At 42.0% G+C, this 22,466-nt stretch carries 21 protein-coding genes; 5 read left to right on the forward strand and 16 right to left on the reverse strand.

The annotated features are described in order from the left end of the window. Positions 1 to 11: 11 nt before the first annotated feature. The 3 genes from R4146_RS01110 (at position 12) to R4146_RS01120 (ending at position 2,453) form a co-directional block, all read left to right on the forward strand. Entirely contained in the window at positions 12 to 1,001 is a 990-nt protein-coding gene (locus tag R4146_RS01110) for a D-2-hydroxyacid dehydrogenase (RefSeq protein WP_339959627.1), read from the forward strand. Positions 1,002 to 1,092: 91 nt separating this feature from the next. Then, positions 1,093 to 1,488, forward strand: a complete 396-nt coding sequence (locus tag R4146_RS01115) for a hypothetical protein (protein ID WP_339959628.1) — start codon at positions 1,093 to 1,095, stop codon at positions 1,486 to 1,488. Between the two features lie 95 nt (positions 1,489 to 1,583). Further along, on the forward strand, positions 1,584 to 2,453 hold the full coding sequence (locus R4146_RS01120; protein WP_339959629.1) for a CAP domain-containing protein: 870 nt from the start codon (positions 1,584 to 1,586) through the stop codon (positions 2,451 to 2,453). A gap of 47 nt (positions 2,454 to 2,500) precedes the next feature. On the opposite strand, the gene R4146_RS01125 is transcribed toward R4146_RS01120, so the two are convergent. Then, positions 2,501 to 3,595, reverse strand: a complete 1,095-nt coding sequence (locus tag R4146_RS01125) for an LPXTG cell wall anchor domain-containing protein (protein WP_339959630.1) — start codon at positions 3,593 to 3,595, stop codon at positions 2,501 to 2,503. A 550-nt stretch (positions 3,596 to 4,145) separates the two neighbouring features. On the opposite strand from R4146_RS01125, the gene R4146_RS01130 reads away from it, so the two are divergent. Continuing rightward, positions 4,146 to 4,706, forward strand: a complete 561-nt coding sequence (locus R4146_RS01130) for a TetR/AcrR family transcriptional regulator (RefSeq protein ID WP_339959631.1) — start codon at positions 4,146 to 4,148, stop codon at positions 4,704 to 4,706. A 138-nt stretch (positions 4,707 to 4,844) separates the two neighbouring features. On the opposite strand, the gene R4146_RS01135 is transcribed toward R4146_RS01130, so the two are convergent. From R4146_RS01135 to R4146_RS01200, 14 genes are all read right to left on the reverse strand, one after another. Further along, on the reverse strand, positions 4,845 to 8,354 hold the full coding sequence (locus R4146_RS01135) for a beta strand repeat-containing protein (protein WP_339959632.1): 3,510 nt from the start codon (positions 8,352 to 8,354) through the stop codon (positions 4,845 to 4,847). A 376-nt stretch (positions 8,355 to 8,730) separates the two neighbouring features. Beyond that, complete coding sequence (fabF, locus tag R4146_RS01140) at positions 8,731 to 9,969, reverse strand: beta-ketoacyl-ACP synthase II (RefSeq protein WP_339959633.1); 1,239 nt, start codon at positions 9,967 to 9,969, stop codon at positions 8,731 to 8,733. Positions 9,970 to 9,983: 14 nt separating this feature from the next. Continuing rightward, positions 9,984 to 10,430: a 3-hydroxyacyl-ACP dehydratase FabZ gene (fabZ, locus tag R4146_RS01145; RefSeq protein WP_339959634.1), complete on the reverse strand. Its 447-nt coding sequence runs from the start codon at positions 10,428 to 10,430 to the stop codon at positions 9,984 to 9,986. Between the two features lie 26 nt (positions 10,431 to 10,456). After that, a complete protein-coding gene (locus R4146_RS01150) occupies positions 10,457 to 11,035 on the reverse strand; it encodes a 4'-phosphopantetheinyl transferase family protein (RefSeq protein ID WP_339959635.1) in 579 nt (192 codons plus the stop codon). Between the two features lie 4 nt (positions 11,036 to 11,039). Then, a complete protein-coding gene (fabI, locus tag R4146_RS01155) occupies positions 11,040 to 11,807 on the reverse strand; it encodes an enoyl-ACP reductase FabI (RefSeq protein ID WP_339959636.1) in 768 nt (255 codons plus the stop codon). Between the two features lie 20 nt (positions 11,808 to 11,827). Continuing rightward, a complete protein-coding gene (gene accA, locus R4146_RS01160) occupies positions 11,828 to 12,601 on the reverse strand; it encodes a carboxyltransferase subunit alpha (RefSeq protein ID WP_339959637.1) in 774 nt (257 codons plus the stop codon). Between the two features lie 16 nt (positions 12,602 to 12,617). Further along, positions 12,618 to 13,442: an acetyl-CoA carboxylase, carboxyltransferase subunit beta gene (accD, locus tag R4146_RS01165; protein WP_339959638.1), complete on the reverse strand. Its 825-nt coding sequence runs from the start codon at positions 13,440 to 13,442 to the stop codon at positions 12,618 to 12,620. Next, positions 13,426 to 14,805, reverse strand: a complete 1,380-nt coding sequence (locus R4146_RS01170; protein ID WP_339959640.1) for an acetyl-CoA carboxylase biotin carboxylase subunit — start codon at positions 14,803 to 14,805, stop codon at positions 13,426 to 13,428. The genes accD and R4146_RS01170 overlap by 17 nt, the downstream gene beginning before the upstream one ends. Before the next feature lie 14 nt (positions 14,806 to 14,819). Beyond that, positions 14,820 to 15,230, reverse strand: coding sequence for a 3-hydroxyacyl-ACP dehydratase FabZ family protein (locus tag R4146_RS01175; RefSeq protein WP_339959641.1), 411 nt, complete (start codon positions 15,228 to 15,230; stop codon positions 14,820 to 14,822). A gap of 3 nt (positions 15,231 to 15,233) precedes the next feature. Continuing rightward, positions 15,234 to 15,668, reverse strand: a complete 435-nt coding sequence (locus tag R4146_RS01180; RefSeq protein ID WP_339959642.1) for an acetyl-CoA carboxylase biotin carboxyl carrier protein — start codon at positions 15,666 to 15,668, stop codon at positions 15,234 to 15,236. 23 nt (positions 15,669 to 15,691) lie between these two features. Next, a complete protein-coding gene (gene fabG, locus R4146_RS01185; protein WP_339959643.1) occupies positions 15,692 to 16,426 on the reverse strand; it encodes a 3-oxoacyl-ACP reductase FabG in 735 nt (244 codons plus the stop codon). A 2-nt stretch (positions 16,427 to 16,428) separates the two neighbouring features. Next, positions 16,429 to 17,331 (reverse strand): ACP S-malonyltransferase, encoded by a 903-nt coding sequence (locus R4146_RS01190; RefSeq protein WP_339959644.1) that lies wholly within the window; start codon positions 17,329 to 17,331, stop codon positions 16,429 to 16,431. Between the two features lie 32 nt (positions 17,332 to 17,363). Next, the gene (locus tag R4146_RS01195) at positions 17,364 to 17,615 is read right to left on the reverse strand and encodes an acyl carrier protein (protein ID WP_339959645.1); all 252 of its coding nucleotides are present in this window, start codon (positions 17,613 to 17,615) and stop codon (positions 17,364 to 17,366) included. Between the two features lie 32 nt (positions 17,616 to 17,647). Beyond that, positions 17,648 to 18,631 (reverse strand): beta-ketoacyl-ACP synthase III, encoded by a 984-nt coding sequence (locus R4146_RS01200; RefSeq protein ID WP_339959646.1) that lies wholly within the window; start codon positions 18,629 to 18,631, stop codon positions 17,648 to 17,650. Positions 18,632 to 19,040: 409 nt separating this feature from the next. On the opposite strand from R4146_RS01200, the gene R4146_RS01205 reads away from it, so the two are divergent. Continuing rightward, entirely contained in the window at positions 19,041 to 20,783 is a 1,743-nt protein-coding gene (locus tag R4146_RS01205) for a phospho-sugar mutase (RefSeq protein ID WP_339959647.1), read from the forward strand. A 386-nt stretch (positions 20,784 to 21,169) separates the two neighbouring features. Here R4146_RS01205 and R4146_RS01210 read toward each other — a convergent pair whose 3' ends face one another. Then, entirely contained in the window at positions 21,170 to 22,414 is a 1,245-nt protein-coding gene (locus tag R4146_RS01210) for a KxYKxGKxW signal peptide domain-containing protein (RefSeq protein ID WP_339959648.1), read from the reverse strand. Positions 22,415 to 22,466: the final 52 nt, after the last annotated feature.

Genomic DNA, 22,466 nt, shown 5'->3' on the forward strand with positions numbered 1-22,466 from the left:
AGGATTTTTACATGAAGATTTTAATGTACGGGGCTAGACCAGATGAATTACCAGCAATGAACGAATGGGCAAAGGCCAATGACATCACGGTCGATGCAACTGAAGAACAACTTGATTTAGCGAACGTTGCCAAGGCTGATGGCTACGATGGCATTTCCGTGCTTCAATTGGAACCATTGGAAGACCCCAAGGTATATGAGGCACTTGCTAAAATCGGCATCAAGAACTTAGCCGTGAGGAGTACTGGATATGAATCATACAATTTAGCTGCTGCTAAGGAAAACGGGATCACCGTTACCAACGTCCCCGCCTACTCCCCCCGTTCAGTTGCTGAACATACATTAGCACTGACGATGAACCTATTACGGCATGTCCACATGATCGAAGTCAACGAACACCACAATGATTTCGGCTGGGCCGGCGTAGAAGCCCATGAAATCCATAACCTAACGGTCGGCATCATCGGAGCGGGTAAAATCGGGAGTACCGTTGCACGGATCTTCAAGGCCCTAGGCGCAACGGTCATTGCAAGTGATCCAATCCACCGCCCTGAATTAGAAGATACCCTCGACTACGTGGACTATGACACCCTATTGACTACCGCTGACATCGTAACGATGCACACCCCACTAACGGATGACATGTTCCACTTCATGGATGCTAAGCGCTTCAAGCAAATGAAGAACGACGCCATCTTCATTAACGCTTCCCGGGGGAAAGTGGTCAACACCCCTGATTTAATCGACGCCCTAAAGAACGGTGAAATTGCTTCGGCTGGATTAGATACCGTCGAAGATGAAGATGCCTACTTCTCACATAAATTACCTGGTAATAAGACTGGTAACAAATACATCGATACATTGTTACCAATGAAGAACGTGGTCTTAACCCCCCACATTGCCTTTTACACTGACATGGCAGTCAAGAACATGGTCCAAATCTCACTTAACAACACGAAACAAATCGTGAATGGTGAAACCCCATTTAGTCCCGTCAATTAATCGCAATGCACTTTACTTGATAAAAATTATCAAGTGGATTAAATTATAGATACTGATTATTTTAAAAAATGAAATAAAGAAGGTATTTAATATGAGTGACAAGAAAAGTGAAAAGAAAGAACCAGAAGAAGTTGCAAGAAGACTTCGCGAAATCAAGAAAAGTGCTAGAGAAGACAGCATTACCCCAGCCGATGGTTGGAACGACTTACTAGCATTATCCAAGATGGTTGATATTAGCCAATCTAAGGCTGCTGATTACCGCAAGACCTTAGTCGCTGAATTAAGCCGTAAGGATGACCGTGGTTTCTTAATCGCCGGTACTGGTAGAGAAATCAAGGCTGCTGTTAACGACAGTAAGTACTACAAGGACATCGATGTTGATGGTTTATCAGACCCAGATGCATACGAATTAGACGAAAAACGTAATTCATACCGTCCAATCGGTAAGGATTCCGTTGAAAGCGTTGTTGACAAAGTCCTCAAATAATTCATAACCACAAAAAGCCCCTGAATTAATGTTCGGGGGCTTTTTTATTAATGTGGTAAAATAACATCAATCATCAACACGAAGGAATGGATATCATGTCACTCAACAGATTCAAAGGATTTATTATCAGCATAGCCGCAATGATCACGATGGGTGTGGCCATGCCCCTGGCTAGTCCGACCACCGTGGTTCAGGCCAAACAAGCAACCACTAACCAAACCCTGGCGCAAATTAATAACACCCTCACCCGCTATCAAGTTGGCCAACGCGCCATCTACTTTGGGGATAATAACCGCGTCGTCTTGGACCACTTTCCAATCAGTGAAACCGATACACTAAGCCGGGTGCATAACGAACCCATCGACAACGTCAACGGGGTCAAGTTTGCCAAGGTCAAGATCGTAGCTACCAGGGTCGCAAAGTGGCAGGTCCGCTACTACTTAGTCCGCTTTGCAGATGGCATTGCCGGGTGGGTCAACAGTGGTGATTTACACCCCGTGGACTTCAATCAAAAGGATGTAGTGCAGTATAGCACCGGTACTTATCAAAAGGCTGCTAAATTAGCCCTTAAATATCTCAATGCGGTCCGGAAACAACATGGCCTGGGTCAACTTACCTGGAACGATCAATTCGCTCAAATCGCCCAATATCGGGGGCCTCAGATGGCAGCTAATTTTGCCCACGTCGATGCGAACGGCAATAAGTACCGCAATCTAGCATCGCAAGCCCTAGGCTATGGTGATTTAGGAAATGTAACGATCGAAAACATCGCCAATGCTAACAACTTTGCGGGGAACACCCCGAATAAAGCAATCATTCAGCGGATTAACAGCATGCTCTATGAAGATGGACCCGTTTCCAACTGGGGACACCGTAACGCCTTCTTAGACGCCAATATTAAGCAAATTGGGATTGCGATTCAAACTAATGGTAAAATGTTCAACATGGCATTTATCATGCAATAAGAAAAACGAGGTGGTTAAATTCATAACCATCTCGTTTTTTATTTTAATTAATGCCGTCTTTTACGTTTGGAACCAAAGAATAAAGCTGAAGATAAGCCTAACATTAATGCACCCGCAATTGAGGCATTTCGAGCTTGATTATCCTCACCAGTTTGCGGTAATTTTTGCTTATTCTTACGATATTGTTGACGCGTGGTATTAGCCCGCTGTTCTGATTGATGGTGCTTAGCTTGATCATTCGTAGTCTGACCAGATTGATGATGCTTCGTAGCATCAAAACCAGGATCGATGTCATCAGAATGCTTAGCGTGCGCTTTACTAGAATGATGAGTATCATTATCACTAGCAGCACTACTGTCACTACTATCACTGGCGCTACTGTCAGCAGATGAGTCAGTACTGCTGGATGCACTAGATGTATCACTAGCGGAGCTAACTGCAGATGAGTCAATACTACTGGAGTCTGAACTAGCAGCGGAACTGGCTGCAGAGCTAGCAGTTGAATCCGCACTACTAGTTGCGGAACTAGCAGCACTCGTCTTTACAACTTGAACTGAAATCGTTGAATTGTTAGTAAATGCATTCACTAAGCCACTTTGTGCTAGTTGATATCCAGCAGGCAAATCATTATTAACGTTAATTTGCGCTCCTGCTAAGTTAGTGTAGGTCTTAGAACCTAAAACATCACTGCCGCTCACAAATTGAACCGTAGTAGTGATTTGATTCTTAGCAATTGAAACGGGAACGGAGCGACTAACTGACCCTGCATTAACGGTTTGATTATTATCAGTTAAATGATAACCACCAGGAACCCCACTTTGGTAGTTAACATTAGCGTATGGAGAAGTTGTATAAGTGCTTTGTTCAACTAATTGACCATCTTCATTGTAATTAACGGTCGTATCAACACTCCCCGCTACATTATAAGTACTGTACCCATAATTAACCGCACTGGCGCTACTGGTTGAAACATTAGTTGTATTGGATGCACTACTAGCAACACTAACGCTATCATCGGCATGGGCATTAATAGATCCATATGTTTCCACACCAAGTGTAGCTACTGCTGCCGTAGCAGCAATCATTGTCCAATTTTGCCGTTTGGGTTTAAATGATTGATAATGAATTTTTCTTTTTTGCATTCGACAGGACTCCTTAAGTATATTTAAACTCATTATAAATAATTCCTTAAGAATACACAAGATTATTAAATTTATTAAAAACCAGATCAAGCTGCGAATAATCATTTAAATAGATATATTATGTAAAAATAAAAAGCATCGACCAGCGAAATCGATGCTAAATTATTAAGTGAGAGATATGCTTTATAATATGTGAATAATAAAAAGAGATACCTTTTCATTAGTTAGTGACCATTATCAATTCGCATCTGATTAATTTAACAAGCCAATGGTCAGTCAGCAATATTTCTATGGTTACAATCAGGAGCTCTATATCTATAAAGCATCGATGTATTTAATCAGCAATTGATAATGTCATTTAATATGTATTATTATATTAACTAATTCTAAAGATTTTCTCAAACGAACACTTTTTATACCGCAGTAATAAAAATGCTGTATGATAGGTAATATAGAATTGCAATTACCGATAATTTTAGACCACTAGTCAAAACGGTGTTATAATTATGTAACATTATATTAACACTATCGTAACAAAGGATGATATTAAATGATTAAAAGCAAAGACAAAATCGCTGACGCACTATTAATCCTTCTTGAAACCAAGAAAGAATATGAAATTACCAATAACGAAATTATTAATAAAGCTGGTATCTCCAAAGGAACCTTCTATAATCACTTTAGTGGTAAATACGAAGTTGGTGAATACATATTCGACCGCGAAGATAATAAAATCATGGATAAAATAAATGACTACAAGGAATACTTTAAAACTAAGAATATTACCTCCAGCGTCATCATCGATATTTTCGCCGAACATGCCCTACCAATGATTTACCGTAATCGTGAACGCCTACGAATTCTGTACAAAGGGTCACTAAGTGATCGTTGGAAAGACTTCATTGAAATGCGCTACATCCGCTTTTTAAAGAAGTGTAATTTCAACGTAAGTTATGATGATTTTGACGTCCGATTAGCCATTAACTATACCCTAAACATCATTTGTTTATGGATTTCAAGCCCAATTCCTGAAACCCCTGAAAAATTCCAAGAACATTTTAAACACCTCTTTAATATTAAGATCAAAGATATCCTAAACCTAGAAAAATAAAACCCCTCAGTTGAAAACAACTAAGGGGTTTTTATTTGTCATAAATAATTCCATAAAAAAAGCTCTCAACCGAAGTTGAGAGCTTTGAGAAAGACTTTTTAATAAAAGTTTGAAAAATTAATAATTAGAGTAAGCTAATTATTTAGTTGGTTGACCAGCATAGAAGTTTACGCCTAAAGCGTCAGCAGCTGATTCAGCAGCAGTAACGTTGCTGATACCAGTGTTAAGTTGAGTAGCAGCAGAAGCTACAGCAGACTTAGCAACTGAACTTGGAGCAGCCCAGAATGCACTAGCAGCTGAATTCTTAGCAGCAGAAGCTGAACTCATAGCAACCTTAGCATTTGAAGCAGCATTGGAGTAACCAGCTGAAGCAGCTGAGTTAGTACTGTTTGCAGTAGCTAATGAAGCATAGTAAGTGTAGTTAGCAGCTGCTGAGCTGTAAGCACCATCAGCAACACTAAATTGAACACGTGCAGCATATTGAGCTGAGTTGATTGCTGAAGATAAAGTAGTTAATCTACTGTTAAGTTGAGCATCAGAAGCAGCAAATACGGAGTTAACAGATGCATCAGATAATGCAGCTGAAGATACAGCTACAAATACTGATGAAGCTGAAGAGTAAGCAGAGTATGCTGATTTGTAAGCAACTGAAGCAACTGAGCTAGCAGCACGAGTATTAGCAGAAGCAGAAGTAGCAAGTGCTTGAGCTGAAGTAGTACCATATCCGCTACCGAATGAATTAGTTACTGATGCTGATAATGCAGTACCACTAAACAATGAATCGTAAGCGGACTTAGCAGCAGCATTAAAACTAGTAGCAGTATTGCTCCAACCAGTGTAGTAAGCACTCAATACTGTGTATGCTTGACTACCATTGTTTACAACTGCATTAGAAGCAAGATTTGCAACATATGAAGCAACTGATGCCTTGTATGAAGCAAGTGAAGCACCATCTTGTGCTGAAGCAGCATATGATGAGTTAGCAGATGAAGCACTTGAGTTAGCAATTGATACAGCAGCTACAATGTATGCAGATTGAGCATAGCTAGAGTTAATAGCACTAGAAGCAGATGCTGAACTAACTACAGAACTAAGGCTGTTGTTTGCACCTGATGCTGCAATTGCAGTACTACTAAATACCGCATCGTATGCATTCTTAAATGATACAGCAGATGAGTGTTGATCACTAACAGAATTAGCACTATTAATAACTACTTGAGCTGAATTAGCTACAGAATTAGCAGATGAAACAACACTATTAGCTGTACTGTAATCAGCAGAGTTGCTTAATGCAGAAGCTGCAATTGCACTGTTACGTGCTACTGAAGCTGTAACTGAAGCAGTAGATAATGCATCTTGTGCAGCTACCTTACTACCATTTACAGTAGTAAGATCTTGAATAGCTACTGCTGCAGCTGAACTATAAGCAGAGCTTACAAGACTTGCACCACTTGCAAAGTTATTGGTAGCAAATACAGAGTTTACATAACTAGCAACTGATGATTTAGCACTGTAGCTTGATGCAGTAGCAGAATCATAGTTACCACTCTTAGTAAAGGCAGCAGCAGCTGAACTTGCAGCAGATGATGCAACACTGTATGCCTTCAATGCAATGTATTGACTATTAGTAACACTAGTTGTTGCAAAGTTAGTAACTACACTACCATTAGCAACTAATGAACCATTAGCATCAATATATGCAGAAGAAGCATTGTTAGTACCATAGTAAAGTACAGCAGCAGATGAACCGTTTACAATACCAGTAGTAACATTTGAACCTTGGTAACCAACGAATGCTGAACCAGTTAATGATGAAACTAATGATACAGCGTTAGAAACAGCAGAAGCAGAGTTAGCGATTGCTTGTGAATCGTTAGCAGTACCTTCGTATACGTTCCGATCGTAAGTTAAAGTTTGGAAACGGTTAGCAACGTTTGAAGCAGCGGAGTAGAATGCAGCAGCACTTTGAGTGTTGTATGCACTAGCACCAGAAGCTTGAGCATTAGCAACGTAAGCACTTGCAACATCTGAACCTAAGTTGTAAACAGCTTGGTCAAAGTTAGTGATATCAGAGTTTGAACCGAAGTCACTAGCTGAGAATACAGCTGAGAAGTTACCTGATTGGTAAGCCTTAACTTGGTTAACGTAACCAGCAGCTGCTGACCAGTCTTGTGCACTAGCAGCCTTTGAAAGGTTAGTAGTAGCAACTGAGTAAAGATTACCAGCGTTGTTTAATAGTTGTGGTAGGTATTGGTAATCGTTACCACGGTTAGCATTTGAGAATACAACTTCGTTAGCACCATTAACAGTCACGCTAACAGCTGAAGCAGCTGAAGCAGCGTAGTTACTGATGGCACTAGCAACAGATGATTGAGTAGCAGCATCTGAACTGTTTGCTAAACCAGCACTTGCTGAGTTAGCAATGTTCATGAATGCACTAGTGTAAACAGCACTTAAAGCGTTGTTTGAACTAACATCGCTTGATGCACTAGTGTTTGCTAATGAGTCAAGTAAACGAGCAACCTTAACAGCAGCTGATTGGTTTACGTAGTTAGCATTAACAGACTTAGTGTTGTTACCATCTAAGCTGTAGTTGTTACCGTATAAGTTTCTGCTTACTTCTGAAGCTAATGAGTTAGCGAAACCACGGAATTCAAAGTTACTTTGAGCAAGCTTGTAAGCGTTAGTAAATGCGCTTGAAAGTGCTTGAGTATCAGTAAGTGCAGCTGATGAAGCTGATGAGCTGTTGTTAGCTGATGCGGCACTTGAAGCTTGGCTTGAGTTACTGCTTTGTGGAACAACAAGGTTTGAAAGGTCAACAGTGATGTTTGAAGTGTAAACACCTGACTTGTTGAATGCCTTACGGATCTTGTCAATCTTAGCGTAGTTAGCCTTAAAGTCCTTTAATGCGGTTTGTGCCTTAGTAAGGGTCTTCTTAGCTGACTTCTTAGCAGCAGCAGTCTTAGCCTTTGATAACTTGTAGTTAGCATTAGCTACGTTGTAGTTGTATTGAGCAACAATACGGTTGTAGTTGTATGGTAATACGTTCGCACCATCGTAAACCTTAGCTTGAACGTACTTAAGGTTAGCGTATTGAGCGTTAGCCTTTTCTAACTTAACCTTGTTTGCCTTAGTCTTGCTTGCAGCATAAACACTCTTAGCAGTCTTGTATGCAGCAGAGTAAACAGCAGCTGATTTTTCGTCAGCAGCCTTGATGTAAGCAGGGTCGTTAGAGTTTACAGAACTAGTAGCGCTTGAGCTTGAAGCAACTGAACTAGTAGCTGATGAGTTTGAGCTAGCGGATGAACTGTTAGCTGAAGAGTTTGAACTAGCGGATGAGCTAGAAACTGAAGAGCTTGAAGCACTTGAGCTAGTAGCTGATGAATCTGAGCTAGCAGATGAACTAGTAGCACTTGAACTTGAAGCGCTTGAGCTAGCAGAGCTGGTTGCTGATGAATCAGCAGCAGCGGATTGTGTTTGTGTAGTAGAAACGTTTGCAGTAGTGTCAGCGTTTGCTGAGACAGCTTCTACAGCAGAGAAAGTTAATAAGGAGAACGCAACAGTGGATAATACAACCCATTGTTTGTGTCTCTTATGCATAACCTTTTTATCGTTTTCAACACGATATTGGTTCTTATTGAACTTCATAAAAGATCACCTCAAATAATAATTTTAGCAAGACATATAAGATCTTACTTTCTAATATGCTAATACAGGACAAAACAAAATGCCAATTGAATGGCATTATGTAATCGCCATGCAACAATTACATAACAACTGGTATTATAGCATAAAGTGTTGTGATTTGTACAATATCAACTCCACTTTAACGAACTTGTAAAGTTCTTAACCAGCGTGTAAAGAAAAAAATGACGATTACGGCAATGCTTAATCCTTTAAACATTGTGCCTGTATTATAACATAACCAACAATGAAAATAGAGTTAAAAGTTAAAAATAATTCAATTTTTTTAAAATGGCTAAGCCAATTTGGAATTGCTTTCTATATATAATGAACGGATTAATTAATTCCGCACACGCTTAAATGCAAGCACGGCATTGTGACCACCAAACCCAAGTGAATTACTTAATGCAAAGTTCACTGGTTTGTTCTTATTTTCATCCGTCACAATGGTCGTTTTAACTTCAGGGTCTAAATCATAAAGACCAACATTAACTGGCATTACATTACGTTGTAATGCCCCAATCATAATAACAGCTTCTAATGATCCGGCAGCCCCTAAGGCGTGACCAGTTTGGCCCTTCGTGCTACTTACTTGCAAGTGGTCGTTAACCCCGTCAAAAAGTTTGGCAATTCCTTCTGATTCAGCAGAGTCATTGGCATGCGTAGCAGTTCCGTGCGCATTGATGTAATCAACGTCAGCTTCGGTCATGTCACTTTCTTCAATGGCTTGCTTCATCGCCTTAATTGCGCCACTACCATCAGGCCGTGGTGCCGTTAAGTGATAAGCATCCCCCGTTGCACCATAACCAGTAATTTCAGCCAGGATGTTAGCACCCCGCTGCTTAGCATGGTCATAATCTTCAAGGACTAAGGTACCAGCTCCTTCACCCATTACGAATCCATTCCGGTTCTTATCAAATGGCATCGAAGCACGTAGTGGATCAGTGGATTCTGATAAAGCAGTCAATGCCGCAAATCCAGAAATCCCCAGTTCATTAATGGAGGCTTCAGAACCACCAGTAATCATATAGGTCGCTTTACCACTCTTAATGCGTTCAAAAGCATCCCCAATTGCATTGGTCCCAGAAGCACATGCGGTTACAACAGCTTCATTAATGTTTCGGGTATCCAAGTTAATGGAAATGTTACCTGCTGCCATGTTAATAATGGAGTTAGGAACGAAGAATGGTGAAACCCGCTTAGGTCCCTTATCGTGCATCTTAATGGCTTGTTCTTGAATGGTCGTTAAACCACCAATCCCGGAACCATAGATAACCCCGATATCATCTGGGTCGTAACTACCCTTTTCTAGACCCGCCATTTCCATGGCTTCAAATGCAGAGTAAACAGCGTAGCGTGAAAAATCATCCATTCGTTTGGAGATTTTCTTTGGAATCCGTTTTAACGGATCAAAGTCCTTCACTTCAGCTGCCACTGTGATACCAGTATCAGTAGCATCAAAGTGGGTGATGGGGGCAATCCCCGTTTTATTAGCAAAGATATTGTCTAAGAAGGTCTTGGAATCGTTTCCCAATGGGGTAACGGCACCAATCCCAACAACAGCGACACGATGTTCCATGGTTAGACTCCTCCTTATTCTGGACGTTTCTTGTCTGGCACGATGAATGATAGTTCAGCTTGACAAGCCTTCTTATCGTTAACGTATGCAACACAGTCAACCGTTCCCATGTTACTGTGTTGTTTCTTCATTGTAATTTCAAAGCGGATCACATCGCCTGGGCGGACCATCTTTCTGAACTTAGCGTTCTTGATGGAACCCATGTAGGCCGTCTTATCCTTATACTTTTCACTCTTCAAAATTAAGATTGAAGCCGCTTGGGCCATTGATTCAATGATCAATACCCCAGGCATCACTGGGTTGCCAGGGAAGTGTCCTTGGAAGTAGTTTTCGTTGATTGTTACATTTTTGGTTGCCACAATCTTTTCATCAGGAACTAATTCGTCCACCCGATCAATGTATAGAATTGGGTAGCGGTTAGGAATTAAATCCATGATTTCAGTAATATCTAAAACAGCCATCAATAATCCTCCTATTATAATGAAACTTACTTTGCAAATTTAGCAATGGTGCCGATGTAATCAGCCCCTGCGTATAATGGTTCTAAATCAATTGCTTGTCCATAGCGATTGGCATGGGCGAGGGTCTCAAGATCAATTTGCATGCTCTTGACGCCCCCGGGAATGCCCATTCCGACTAACTTCAAAACGGCTTCTTTAATTGTCCATAGTTTCAAAGTCGCCCGAGTTTGCTCATCACCGGTAAACTGCGCTAGGTATTCACGTTCTTCACGGCGGAATGCCCGGTTGATCCGGTGATAATCATATGGTCGGATTTTTTCGAGGTCGACGCCGATTGGTCGCTTCGATATCGCAAGCACTACCTTATCATATGAATTCGCAATGTTATACTCAAACGCCCCACTTTTTAGGCGTGGTTTGCCATGGGGACCATGGTCAAATAAGACGCCACTAGCAATGGTCGCGGGCGTTTGCCCTAACCAATCAGCTAGCATATATTTACCAACAATGGATTGGCGTTTGTTATACAGATTGCCAACATTGTAACGAGCAAATGCAGCTTGGTAGCGTGGATTTTGAATCGAATCAATGATTAACGTGGTCATTGGACTAAACGATTAAGTGCACACCATTATCAACGTAGATAACGTCACCGGTAACTCCGGAAGCTAAGTCACTCATTAAGAATGAAGCAGACTTACCAACATCCATTGGGGTAACGCTCTTTCCGTTAACCGTAAAGCCTTCAGACATCTTAAGTAAGTCACCGTGGTGTTTGATTCCAGTAACAGCAAGTGTCTTGATGGCACCAGCTGAGATGGCGTTTACTCGAATGTTCTTTTCTGCCCCTAATTCAGCAGCTAAGTAGCGCATTTCAGCTTCAAGGGAAGCTTTCGCAACCCCCATCATGTTGTAGTTAGGAATGGCACGCACTGCACCAATGTAAGTTAGCGTAGCAATGCTACCCCCTTCATTCATGATGGCACTTGCGTACCGTGAAACGGAAATGAAGGAATAAGCACTAATGTCTTGAGCTAAGTTAAAGCCATCCTTCTTTACGTTCTTAACGCCGCCTTCAAGGGTTTCCTTGTCAGCAAAGGCAATCGCATGGATTACCCCATCAATGTTACCAACGGCATCGTGGATTTCGTTAAATGTCTTTTCAACGTTAGCATCATCAGCTACGTCACATTCAAACATCTTAACGTCAACGTCGGCTAATAACTTATCCAATGAACGCTTCATCCGTTCGTTTTGGTAGGTCAAGATCACTTCAGCTCCTTGATCTAAAAGCGATTGAGCACAACCCCACGCAATACTTTTCTTGTTCGCAACTCCCATTACGACAATTTTTTTACCATCTAAAATTCCAGCCATGAGTTTATTTCCTCCAGTCATTAGTTAAACTTCCGATAGCGGGCATGTCGATCAGCAATTAGTTGATCGATTGGTTTAATTTGTAATTCTTTAATTTTAGCCGTTAGGGCTTCCTTGAACGCAGCGACTTGATCCGCCGTCTTCACTTCTGGAATCACACGATCAATAATGTGATTGGCCAGTAGTTCTTCTGGGGTCAAGCCCATTTGTTCAGCGGCTTCCTTCGCCCGACTAGCATCCTTCCACAAAATGGTGGCAAATCCTTCGGGCGAAAGAATCGTATAGGCACTGTCTTCAAAGGCCCAGACTTCATCCCCAACTGCAAGAGCTAAGGCTCCCCCACTCCCAGCTTCACCAACGATGACGCTGATGTATGGGACGGTGAGGTTTAACCCCTGCATAATGGATTGGGCAATCATATACCCTTGGCCATGGTATTCGGCTTCGACGCCTGGATAGGCACCAGGGGTATTAACTAATGTAATGATGGGCCGATTGAACTTTTCAGCGGCCTTCATTAACCGTAACGCCTTGCGATAACCATCTGGTTCAGCTGAACCAAAATGGCGCGCTAGGTTTTCTTCAGTATCCTGCCCCTTTTGAATCCCGACAATCGTAACCGGTTTGCCATTAATGATTCCAATTCCACCGTAAACGGCCGGATCGTCACCATAGGCACGGTCACCATGTAATTCTTCAAAATCTTCAGTAATGCCAGCCACTAATTGTTGGATACTAATTTTTTCACTACTGCGGGCTGCCAAAACACGATCATACGCTGCCTTTTTAGTCATTATTAGTCCTCCTTCATTAGTTCCAAGCCAACATTTTAGCTAAGTATTGCTTTAAAGCCGGGCGCCGGACAATTTGGTCCAAGAACCCGTTTTTAAGTAGTGTCTCAGCTCGTTGAAAGTCCTTGGGTGGGACTTGTTGAATCGTTTTTTCGATGACCCGCCGACCAGCGAACCCAATTAATGCATGGGGTTCACTGATCATGATGTCACCTTCCATTGCGAAACTGGCGGTTACCCCGCCGGTAGTTGGGTCGGTCAAAACGCTTATGTATAATAAGCCTTTATCACTGTGATCAGCTACGGCTGCTGAAACCTTTGCCATTTGCATCAATGAATTAATCCCTTCTTGCATCCGTGCACCCCCAGAGGCGGTGAACATGATAACGGGAAGGTCTTCTAACGTACACTTTTCAAATAAGCGGGTAATCTTTTCACCAGTGGCAGTCCCTAGACTCCCCATGATGAAGCGCGCATCCATCACGCCAATGCCGACTTTGTGCCCGTCAATGGTCCCAATGCCCGTCAAGACACTTTCATCTAAGTCGGTCGTCTGCCGTGCTTTTTGCAACTTACCCATGTACTTGGCATCACCGCTAAAGCGGTCAGGGGCCTTGATGTGCGCATCCATTTCTTCGAACGAATCAGGATCACAAATCAATGCAATCCGTTTTTGGGCCCCAATCCGAAATCCGTAGTGACACTCAGGACATTCGTTGTACTTACCAAGCTTCTTAGAATAAAAACTACTGCCACAAATTGGACATTTGACAAATAAGTGGTCTGGAATTTGGTCCATCCGCGCTTGGTAATCAGTTGATTGCGCATTATTTGGTTGGGTCATTTTTATTCAACCACGCTTTCAAGAAAGAATTCTCAATATAAACATTATTGAAGTCACTTGCTTTGAAGTGTTCATCATCTAATAAGTCGTAGAGGAATTGTTGATTGGTATGAACCCCTTCAATCTTAAATTCCTTTACGACCCGCCGCATCTTATTAACGGCTTGGGCCTTGGTTGGCATGTGGACAATGATTTTAGCAATCATCGAGTCGTAGAACGGTGAAATCGTATCACCAGCTTCGACGCCCACATCCAAACGGACCCCCTTAGTTCCGAATGGGAAGCGTAATGCTTTGATCTTACCAGGCGATGGCGTAAAGCCCGTTGCTGGGTTTTCAGCATTAATCCGACATTCGATGGCAAAGCCCTTCGGTGCACAATCAGCTTGGTCGTAAGGCAATGGTTCGCCTGCCGCCACCATAATTTGTGACTTAATGAGCTCGACGCCAGCGACTTCTTCCGTTACGGTGTGTTCAACTTGAAGCCGCGTGTTCATTTCCATGAAGTAGAACTGCATATTGCGTTCGTCCAATAGAAATTCAATCGTCCCGGTATTTTCATAGCCAATTTCCTTCATCGCTTTGACCACGAGTGAACCGAGGTAGTCGCGTTGTTCTTGACTCACTAGCATACAAGGACTTTCTTCGATGATCTTTTGATGGCCCCGTTGGAGCGAACAATCCCGTTCGGGGAAGTACACGATGTGGCCCTGTTGATCTGCAATTGCTTGCATTTCAATGTGCTTGGCATCGCTTAAGTCCTTTTCCAAATAGAGGGTATCATCATCAAAGGAAAGTCTGATTTCACGCTGGGTCGTGGGGTAGATATCACGCATTGCATCGTCATCAACGATTTTACGGATTCCCTTGCCACCCCCACCAGCAGCGGCCTTTAGCATCACGGGATACCCAATTTGATTCGCAGCTTTGATGGCTTCATCCACCGTTTTAACTGCGCCATCACTACCGGGAATAGTGGGCACACCCGCTTTTTTCATGGTTGCCTTAGCATGCGCTTTATTCCCCATCAAATCAATGACCTTAGAACTAGGGCCGATAAATTTGATGTGGCACTTTTCACATAGTTCGGCAAATTCGGCATTTTCGGATAAGAATCCATACCCTGGGTGAATTGCATCACAACCGGTTAATATGGCGGTATCAATGATGGCCGGCATATTTAAGTATGATTCACTAGCTTGATAGCCCCCGATACAAACTGCTTCATCGGCAAGCTTGACAAAGAGGCTATCCTTGTCAGCAGTTGAATATACAGCAACTGATCGGATGTCCATTTCACGTAAGGACCGAATAATTTGCACCGCGATTTCACCACGGTTCGCAATCAATACTTTCTTAAACATCTAACCATCCTTTGTTATTCAATCGCAAAGACTAGGTCAGCAGTACAAATTACTTCGCCATTGCGCGTAACGGTACCGTGACCTACCCCAATTTGGCGTTTTAACTTAGTCATTTCAACTGATAACGATAGTTCATCGCCGGGGCGAAAGTCATCTTTGTATTCAGCATCCTTGATGCCCCCAAAGAAGACGTTGCGTCCTTTATATTCAGGCATTGATAACAACGATACCACGCCCGTTTGTGCTAGACATTCTAGCACGATTGGCCGTGGCATTACGGGATTTGATTGCCCTTGGAAGAACCATTCGTTAATCGTTAAGTATTTTGTTGCTTTGGATCCCTCACCCGGCCGCACTTCTTCGATTCGATCGATCATTTGAAATGGGTAGCGTTGTGGGATATATTTATCAACTTCAAAACTCACGCCTTAGTCCTCCTCGATCGCAAAGATGGGTTGATCGTATTCAACCATTTCACCATCGGAAACCAGTTGTTTCGTAATGGTTCCAGATACCGGACTCTTCACGTCGTTGATAACCTTCATGGCTTCGATCACACAGACCGTTTCACCCTTTTTAACGTGGTCGCCAACCTCTTTGAAGACGGGCTTATCTGGACTAGGGGCAAAGTAGACGATCCCAACTAGTGGTGCCTTGATCTGTGCCCCTTCATTATTAGCAGTAGCAGCCTTTTGTGGTGCTGCTGGATTGGCAGCTGGTTGGGCATTATTGCCAGTTGGTTGAGCCACTACCTGTTGGGGATGGTCAAGCTTACTGAAGTAAATTTGACCATCGATTCGTAATTCAGTTAAATTGGATTGATCGAACTTATCGATCAGTCGTTCAACATCTTGTTCATCCATAATTAAAAAACTCCTATGCTTCCTTAAATTGTCAAGCCACCATCAAGGGTGAGTACTTGACCGGTAATGTAACTATTTTCCATTAGGAACTTGATTCCATCAGCAATGTCTTCTGGGGTTCCAAATCGACCTAATGGAATTTGTTTTTCCCACTTTTCAGCATTGCGGCCACTAAGCTTATCGGTCATGGCCGACTTAACCATCCCAGGTGCAATCGCATTACAACGAATCCCGCGGAGGGCGCCTTCTTGAGCCGTAGTCTTAGTCAAGCCAATTAAACCGGCTTTACTTGCAGAGTAGTTAGCTTGTCCAATGTTTCCGTGGGTACCGGAAATACTGGATAGGTTCACAATGCTACCCGTCCGCTTCTTTTGCATGATCTTCATGGCAAACTTCGTCATGTTAAATGCACCGACTAAGTTTGTGCGTAAAACGGCTTCAAAGGAATCCGTACCCATCCGCGTTAATAACTTATCTTGGGTGATTCCGGCATTATTGATCAAGCCATCAATCGTCCCATGGCGTTCAACGATGGTATCGATCATGCGCTTAGCGTCTTCTTCTTTGGCAACGTCACCGATGACCACATCAATGTCATTAGCAAATTGTTGCTTTAATTCAGCGGTCTTTTCGCTACCAAGGGCGTTGTGGGCATTTACCACAACGAAGTTATCTGGGTTTTCAGCTAATAACTTAGCGGTTGCTAACCCAATTCCCTTGGTTCCACCAGTAACTAAAATGATGCGTTTGTCTGTCATAATTAGAATTCCTCCAACTTGGCTCTAAAATCATTTAACGTATCGACACTTTCAACATTGAAAGTTGGTTTTTTAGCAGTCTTTTTAGCCAGCTTGCTTAGGGTATTGCCAGGACCGATTTCAACAAAGGCATCGATGCCCATTGCATCGACAGCTTGAACGTCACCCATGAAATGAGTTGGTCGCACCAACTGTTCAACTAAGGTGGACTTTAAATTAGCCTTAGTGAATGGTGCTTCCAAAGTATTACTCATCACGGTGGTGGCTGGTTCAGCAAAGTCAACCGTTTCAAGGCGTTTAGCTAGTTGATCACTAGCTGGTTGCATCAATGGGGTGTGTGAAGCGACGGCCACTTTGATTGGCACCACTCGCTTAGCCCCCTTGTCTTTTAATACCGCACTGGCTTGTTCAACTGCTTGAGCAGTCCCGCCGATTACGGTTTGCTTGCTCGTGTTGAAATTAGCTGGATACACACCATCAATGTCCGCACACACTTGAGCAACTACTTCTGGTGCTAAGTTTAGCACTGCTGCCATTGCGCCCGGATTAGTTTGACCAGCGGCATCCATATACCTAGAACGATCCCGAACTAATTTTAGTCCAGATTGAAAAGAAAGTGCTTTAGCAGATACCAAAGCACTATACTCTCCCAGACTGAGTCCAAACATTGCTTTGGGCATTGGTAAATCGGCGTCTAATAGACGCGCAATTCCAGTGCTCATGGTTAAAATCGCAACTTGAACGTTTGCTGGATCATCAAAATTTTTAGGATCGGCTAGGTTTAAATTCAATACATCTGATGCTTCATCCACCGTTTGTTTGTAAAGCGGTTCGGCCTGATACAAGTCTTGACCCATGTTTGCAAACTGACTGCCTTGGCCACTAAATAAATAACAGAGATTCAAAGTTTAAACCCTCCTAATGAAGAAAAAGCTAATTAGTCAGCGTCGTCAACTTGACCAGCAACGTAATCAACTAATTGTTGAACCGTTGACATGTCGTTGTCACTGTCGATTTCGATATCGTATTCATCTTCTAATTCATCGATGATTTCGAAGATATCTAAACTATCTAAGTCTAAGTCTTCCTTAAAGTTAGTGTCTAACTTGATGTCGTCAGCCTTTACATCATCAGTTTGGTCTTCCACGATTGATTTGATCTTGTCGAAAATTGCGTTCTTGTCTGCCATAATATATTCACTCTCCAAATAAATTTAAAATTCTAGTATTTAAGCAATACGGTCCCGGTCGTTAAACCGCCACCGAAGCCGGACATTGCCAGAATGTCCCCACGTTTAATTTTACCATCTTCCACTAGCTCAGCTAATAGGATTGCTTCACTTGCAGCGGATGTGTTCCCGTATTCATCAATATTAATTGGGAACCGGTCATCAAATGGTAATTTCATCTTACGTGCCACGCTCTTTACGATACGTTGGTTAGCTTGATGTAAAATAAAAAAGTCCACATCGGATAACTTAAGGTGAGCTTGATCAGCTGCTGCTTGAATGGATGCTGGCACTTTACGAATTGCGAAGTCAAAGACCCGATGTCCATCCATATGAAGGGGTAAATCAGCCTTGTCATCCACCGTCACAAATGGGGATTGATTGGCAATGTGCCCCATCGTCAGGGCATCCCCGTCAGCGCCATAAGCATCAAGCTGACTGCCCAAGAATTGGCCATTTACGTCATTGTCACGATTCGTGACTAAGACGCCCCCAGCACCATCCCCGAATAATACGGCGGTCGTCCGGTCGTGCCAATCAATGAGCTTACTTAATGCTTCACTTCCGATTAATAAACCGGTTGAATTAGGATGCGTAGCCATTAGCGAATGCATCACATCCAACCCGTAGGAAAAGCCAGAACACGCAGCACTGATGTCAAATGCCATGGCCCGATTGGCCTGAATTTGACCCTGCACTGCAGCGGCCGTAGATGGCATCATGTAATCACCTGACATGGTAGCAACGATGATAAAATCAATCTCCTCTGGGCTAACGTGGGTCTTCGCTAATAATTGCTTAGCTACGTTTGTCGCAAGCGAGGTATTGGTCTCATCGGTCACCACATGGCGGCGCTTGATGCCAGTCCGGCGGCTAATCCATTCATCAGAAGTATCCATTATTTGAGCAAGATCATCATTAGTTACCACTTTGTCTGGAACAGCCTTAGCGGTAGCCATAATTGAAAAAGTACTCATAATATCTCCTTAATATCCTTTTGTCATCGTATCCAAATTGATACAACGGGATTTGATGTTTCAATATTAATCATATCTCAATCATCAATGAGCGCCAAATAAATTTTGCAAATTTAATTGACAACGACATATTATAACATGAAAACGCCCATTTACTATAATCTTTGCGGAATATTAAGTTGCCTTTTATGATGTGATACATAATTATTTTTGTAACATCTATTTTGCGCAAATGTTTAAGGCTCATTAAATATGCCCTATTTTTTATTAAGTTAAAAATCCTGAATTGACTTAAATTCAAGGATTGAATTATAATTTGAAGTGGGATTAGGAAATGCCCTAATTCAATATGTAAAGATATCGCTACATATTATATCGAATCAATATTCCATTCAAAGGGGAATTAATTATGGACAAAAAAATTGAATCAACCTACAAGCAATGGATGGCAGAACCAGATATGCCTGCCAATTTAATGCGTGAATTAGAAGCCATGGCTGGTCATGACGATCAAATCGAAGATGCATTTGGCGCGACCCTATCGTTTGGAACGGCGGGGATGCGGGGCATCATTGGTGCAGGGTTAAACCGGATGAACATTTACACGGTTCGCCAAGCAGCAGAAGGCCTAGCAATGTTAATGGACCAATTAGATCCAGCGACTAAGCAACGTGGGGTCGCAATTAGTTTTGACCCCCGGTATGGCTCACGCGAATTTGCCTATAACGCAGCCCAAGTGTTAGGCGCACATGGGATTAAATCCTTTATCGTGGATGATATTCGGCCCGTACCAGAACTATCATTTGCCGTTCGGCATTTACACACGTACGCTGGGATCATGATCACTGCTTCCCATAACCCAAAGCAATACAATGGATTTAAAATCTACGGTGAAGACGGTGGTCAAATGCCACCAAAGGAATCTGCCATTATTACAGAATCCGCGCATCAAGCTAACGACCTATTCGCAATTAAAATTGCTGATATCAGTAAGTTACGTGAAGCAAAGCTACTCAGAGTCGTGGGTGAAGATATCGACTTAGCATACCTTGCCGAAGCCAAAAAGGTTAACATCGACAAAGATTTAATTGACCGCGTTGGTAAAGATTTAAAATTTGTTTATTCCCCCCTGCACGGTGCTGGTAAAATCATTGGCCGGCGCGCTCTATCAACAGCTGGTTTTAAAAACTTTGAGATGGTAACTGAACAAACGATTGCCGATCCTGAATTTCCAACGACGCCCCACCCAAATCCTGAATATCGGGAAGCATTTGACCTTGCAATTAAGCAAGGTAAGCAAGTGGGTGCTGACATCTTAATTGAAACTGATCCAGATGCCGACCGATTAGGGGCCGCGGTCCGCCAACCAGATGGTGAATACAAGCTCATGACCGGAAATCAAATCGCAAGCGTGATGTTGAACTACATTTTACAGGCCAAGCAAGCTAAGGGGGTGCTTCCTGAAAATGGCATCATCGTTAAATCGATTGTTTCAACTGAACTAGCAACTAAGATTGCTGAACACTACGGCGTTGATACTAAGAACGTCTTAACTGGATTCAAATACATTGCTGAACAAATTAAGCAATTTGAAGAAAGTGGTCAACACAGCTTCCAATTTGGCTTTGAAGAAAGCTATGGTTACTTGATTCGTCCATTCGTTCGTGATAAGGATGCCATTCAGTCCACCATGATGTTGGCTGAAGTGGCAGCTTACTACAAGGACCGGGGGATGACGCTATACGATGGATTGCAAGAAATGTACACGCAATACGGCTACTTTGAAGAAGAAACCATTTCCAAGCTATTTGAAGGACTAGATGGTAAGCAAAAGATGGCTGCCATTATGGATAGTTTACGTAATGATCCAATGACTGAGTTTGCTGGTGAACACGTGGACTTCATCGAAGATTTCCAAACTGCCGTACGGACTTACGATGATGGTAAGACTGAAGCCATCGACATGCCAACCTCAAATGTATTGAAATACTGGTTAGCTGATGGTTCATGGATTACCATTCGCCCTTCTGGAACCGAACCTAAGGTTAAGTTTTATGTAGGGGTAAATGATCAATCTGAAGCTAAGGCTAAGGGCCGGCTTGACCGTTACGTTAGTGCCATTCATAAATTAATTGAAGAATTAACCAAATAAAACTAAAGGGACCAACGGCTAGTCAAAAGCGTGGATCCCTTTAGTTTTGTATCATTATATATAGTAAAGAAAAAAAGAGCAGCTGAATCATGAATTATGATTTCAGTTGCTCTTTTTGATTATAAATTAACTTAAGATTTATGCAGATGCTTTCTTAGCAGCTTTTTTAGCTGCACTATATTTCTTTTCAGCAGCTTTAAGGCGCTTGGCTGACTTAGCTTTAGCCCGCTTAGATCTAGCCTTTTTAGCTTCACGTTTAGCCTTATTTAAAGCAGCATTATCAAATTACAAATAAATAATAAATAAATAAAAAAAGTAACTGGCGAATGCCAATTACTCTTACAAAAAGTATTAACTATATTAATTAATAATTGAAAAGGTTAATATTAAGCTTTCTTAACAGCTTTCTTAGCTGCAGTGTATTTCTTTTCAGCAGCCTTAACCTTCTTAGCAGCCTTAGCCTTAGCCTTCTTGGTCTTAGCTTTCTTAGCTTCCTTCTTAGCCTTAGTTAAAGCAGCCTTAGCTTTCTTTTCAGCCTTCTTAGCTTTTTCCTTCTTAGTTTCTTTCTTTGTCTTCTTAGAAGTAGCAGCAGAACTCTTAGTTTCTGATGCACTTGAAGTAGCTGATGATGCAGCACTAGAAGTAGTTGAAGCTGATGATGAAGTTGCTACACTTGAACTAGCAGATGATGAAGTGGTTGCAGATGATGATGCAGCCTTTGAAGTATTAGTAGCAATTTGAGCTGATGAAACTTGGCTATCAGTTGAGTTACTAGAAGAACTTGAAGTAGTTGATGAACTAGAAGTAGATGCTGCGTAGTAGTATTGATTACCATTTGCAAGAACAGCCTTAACATGATTTGAATTTGCAGTTGAGAAAATACCTGAGGCTGTATTAAAAGTACTAGAATCATTAGCAGCTACAGATGAATTAGATTTTGATAATGCATTACTTGCAGTAGTGTATGCAGTAGCAGCTGATGAATAAGCAGCACTTGCAGAAACAAAAGCATCACTATTTCCAGTAGAAACAGCACTTGATGCGGATTGTGCAGCATTAGATGCTGCGTTTGCTGCATTTGTTGCTACAGATGAATTAGATGAATTAATAGAATCAGCAACAGCGTTTGAGTTTGCAGTACTTGCAGAACTGAAAGTACTTGATGCAGCATTTACATTACCCGATGCATCATTAAGATTGGAACTGATACTACCATTAGACTCAAGAGAAGTCCCACTAGCACTCGTAAATGCAGCACTTGCAGAATTGTATGTTGATACATAACTAGCATATGCAGAACTTGCAGAATTATATGCTGATACAGCACTAGAGTAAGCTGAACTATTTTGTACGTTAGAAGCATTGTTCGATGCAATAGTTGCTTCACTTGATGCAATTACTGCAACACTTGATGCTGCACTTGCAGCATTACTTGCCGCAGTTTTTGCAGTTGTTTGAGCATTAGTATCATCAGCATGAGCAGTAACAGCAAATGGAACGTTTGCTCCACCGTTGTTAGTAGCAGCAACAGCACCAACTGATACAACTGCACCAGTCATGATCATTGCGGCTAACCATTTTTTACCAGATTTGTATAGACGATAGTGTTCTTTGTAATTATCTTTTTTCATGTAAACACGCCTCCATAAAATTTAAACAAATATGTAATCAATTTATAATTAC

This window comes from Nicoliella lavandulae, assembly GCF_037546185.1.
Classification (GTDB): Bacteria; Bacillota; Bacilli; order Lactobacillales; family Lactobacillaceae; genus Nicoliella; species Nicoliella lavandulae.

Bases quoted from the DNA above. Each gene is read 5' to 3' on its own strand.
- R4146_RS01200 (WP_339959646.1), bottom strand. From the start codon at position 18,631: ATGAGTACTTTTTCAATTATGGCTACCGCTAAGGCTGTTCCAGACAAA.
- R4146_RS01135 (WP_339959632.1), bottom strand. From the start codon at position 8,354: ATGAAGTTCAATAAGAACCAATATCGTGTTGAAAACGATAAAAAGGTT.
- fabI (WP_339959636.1), bottom strand. From the start codon at position 11,807: ATGGCTGGAATTTTAGATGGTAAAAAAATTGTCGTAATGGGAGTTGCG.
- R4146_RS01110 (WP_339959627.1), top strand. From the start codon at position 12: ATGAAGATTTTAATGTACGGGGCTAGACCAGATGAATTACCAGCAATG.
- R4146_RS01125 (WP_339959630.1), bottom strand. From the start codon at position 3,595: ATGCAAAAAAGAAAAATTCATTATCAATCATTTAAACCCAAACGGCAA.
- accD (WP_339959638.1), bottom strand. From the start codon at position 13,442: ATGACCCAACCAAATAATGCGCAATCAACTGATTACCAAGCGCGGATG.
- R4146_RS01130 (WP_339959631.1), top strand. From the start codon at position 4,146: ATGATTAAAAGCAAAGACAAAATCGCTGACGCACTATTAATCCTTCTT.
- R4146_RS01205 (WP_339959647.1), top strand. From the start codon at position 19,041: ATGGACAAAAAAATTGAATCAACCTACAAGCAATGGATGGCAGAACCA.
- R4146_RS01195 (WP_339959645.1), bottom strand. From the start codon at position 17,615: ATGGCAGACAAGAACGCAATTTTCGACAAGATCAAATCAATCGTGGAA.
- fabF (WP_339959633.1), bottom strand. From the start codon at position 9,969: ATGGAACATCGTGTCGCTGTTGTTGGGATTGGTGCCGTTACCCCATTG.
- R4146_RS01170 (WP_339959640.1), bottom strand. From the start codon at position 14,805: ATGTTTAAGAAAGTATTGATTGCGAACCGTGGTGAAATCGCGGTGCAA.
- R4146_RS01150 (WP_339959635.1), bottom strand. From the start codon at position 11,035: ATGACCACGTTAATCATTGATTCGATTCAAAATCCACGCTACCAAGCT.
- R4146_RS01180 (WP_339959642.1), bottom strand. From the start codon at position 15,668: ATGGATGAACAAGATGTTGAACGACTGATCGATAAGTTCGATCAATCC.
- R4146_RS01115 (WP_339959628.1), top strand. From the start codon at position 1,093: ATGAGTGACAAGAAAAGTGAAAAGAAAGAACCAGAAGAAGTTGCAAGA.
- R4146_RS01210 (WP_339959648.1), bottom strand. From the start codon at position 22,414: ATGAAAAAAGATAATTACAAAGAACACTATCGTCTATACAAATCTGGT.
- fabG (WP_339959643.1), bottom strand. From the start codon at position 16,426: ATGACAGACAAACGCATCATTTTAGTTACTGGTGGAACCAAGGGAATT.
- R4146_RS01120 (WP_339959629.1), top strand. From the start codon at position 1,584: ATGTCACTCAACAGATTCAAAGGATTTATTATCAGCATAGCCGCAATG.
- fabZ (WP_339959634.1), bottom strand. From the start codon at position 10,430: ATGGCTGTTTTAGATATTACTGAAATCATGGATTTAATTCCTAACCGC.
- accA (WP_339959637.1), bottom strand. From the start codon at position 12,601: ATGACTAAAAAGGCAGCGTATGATCGTGTTTTGGCAGCCCGCAGTAGT.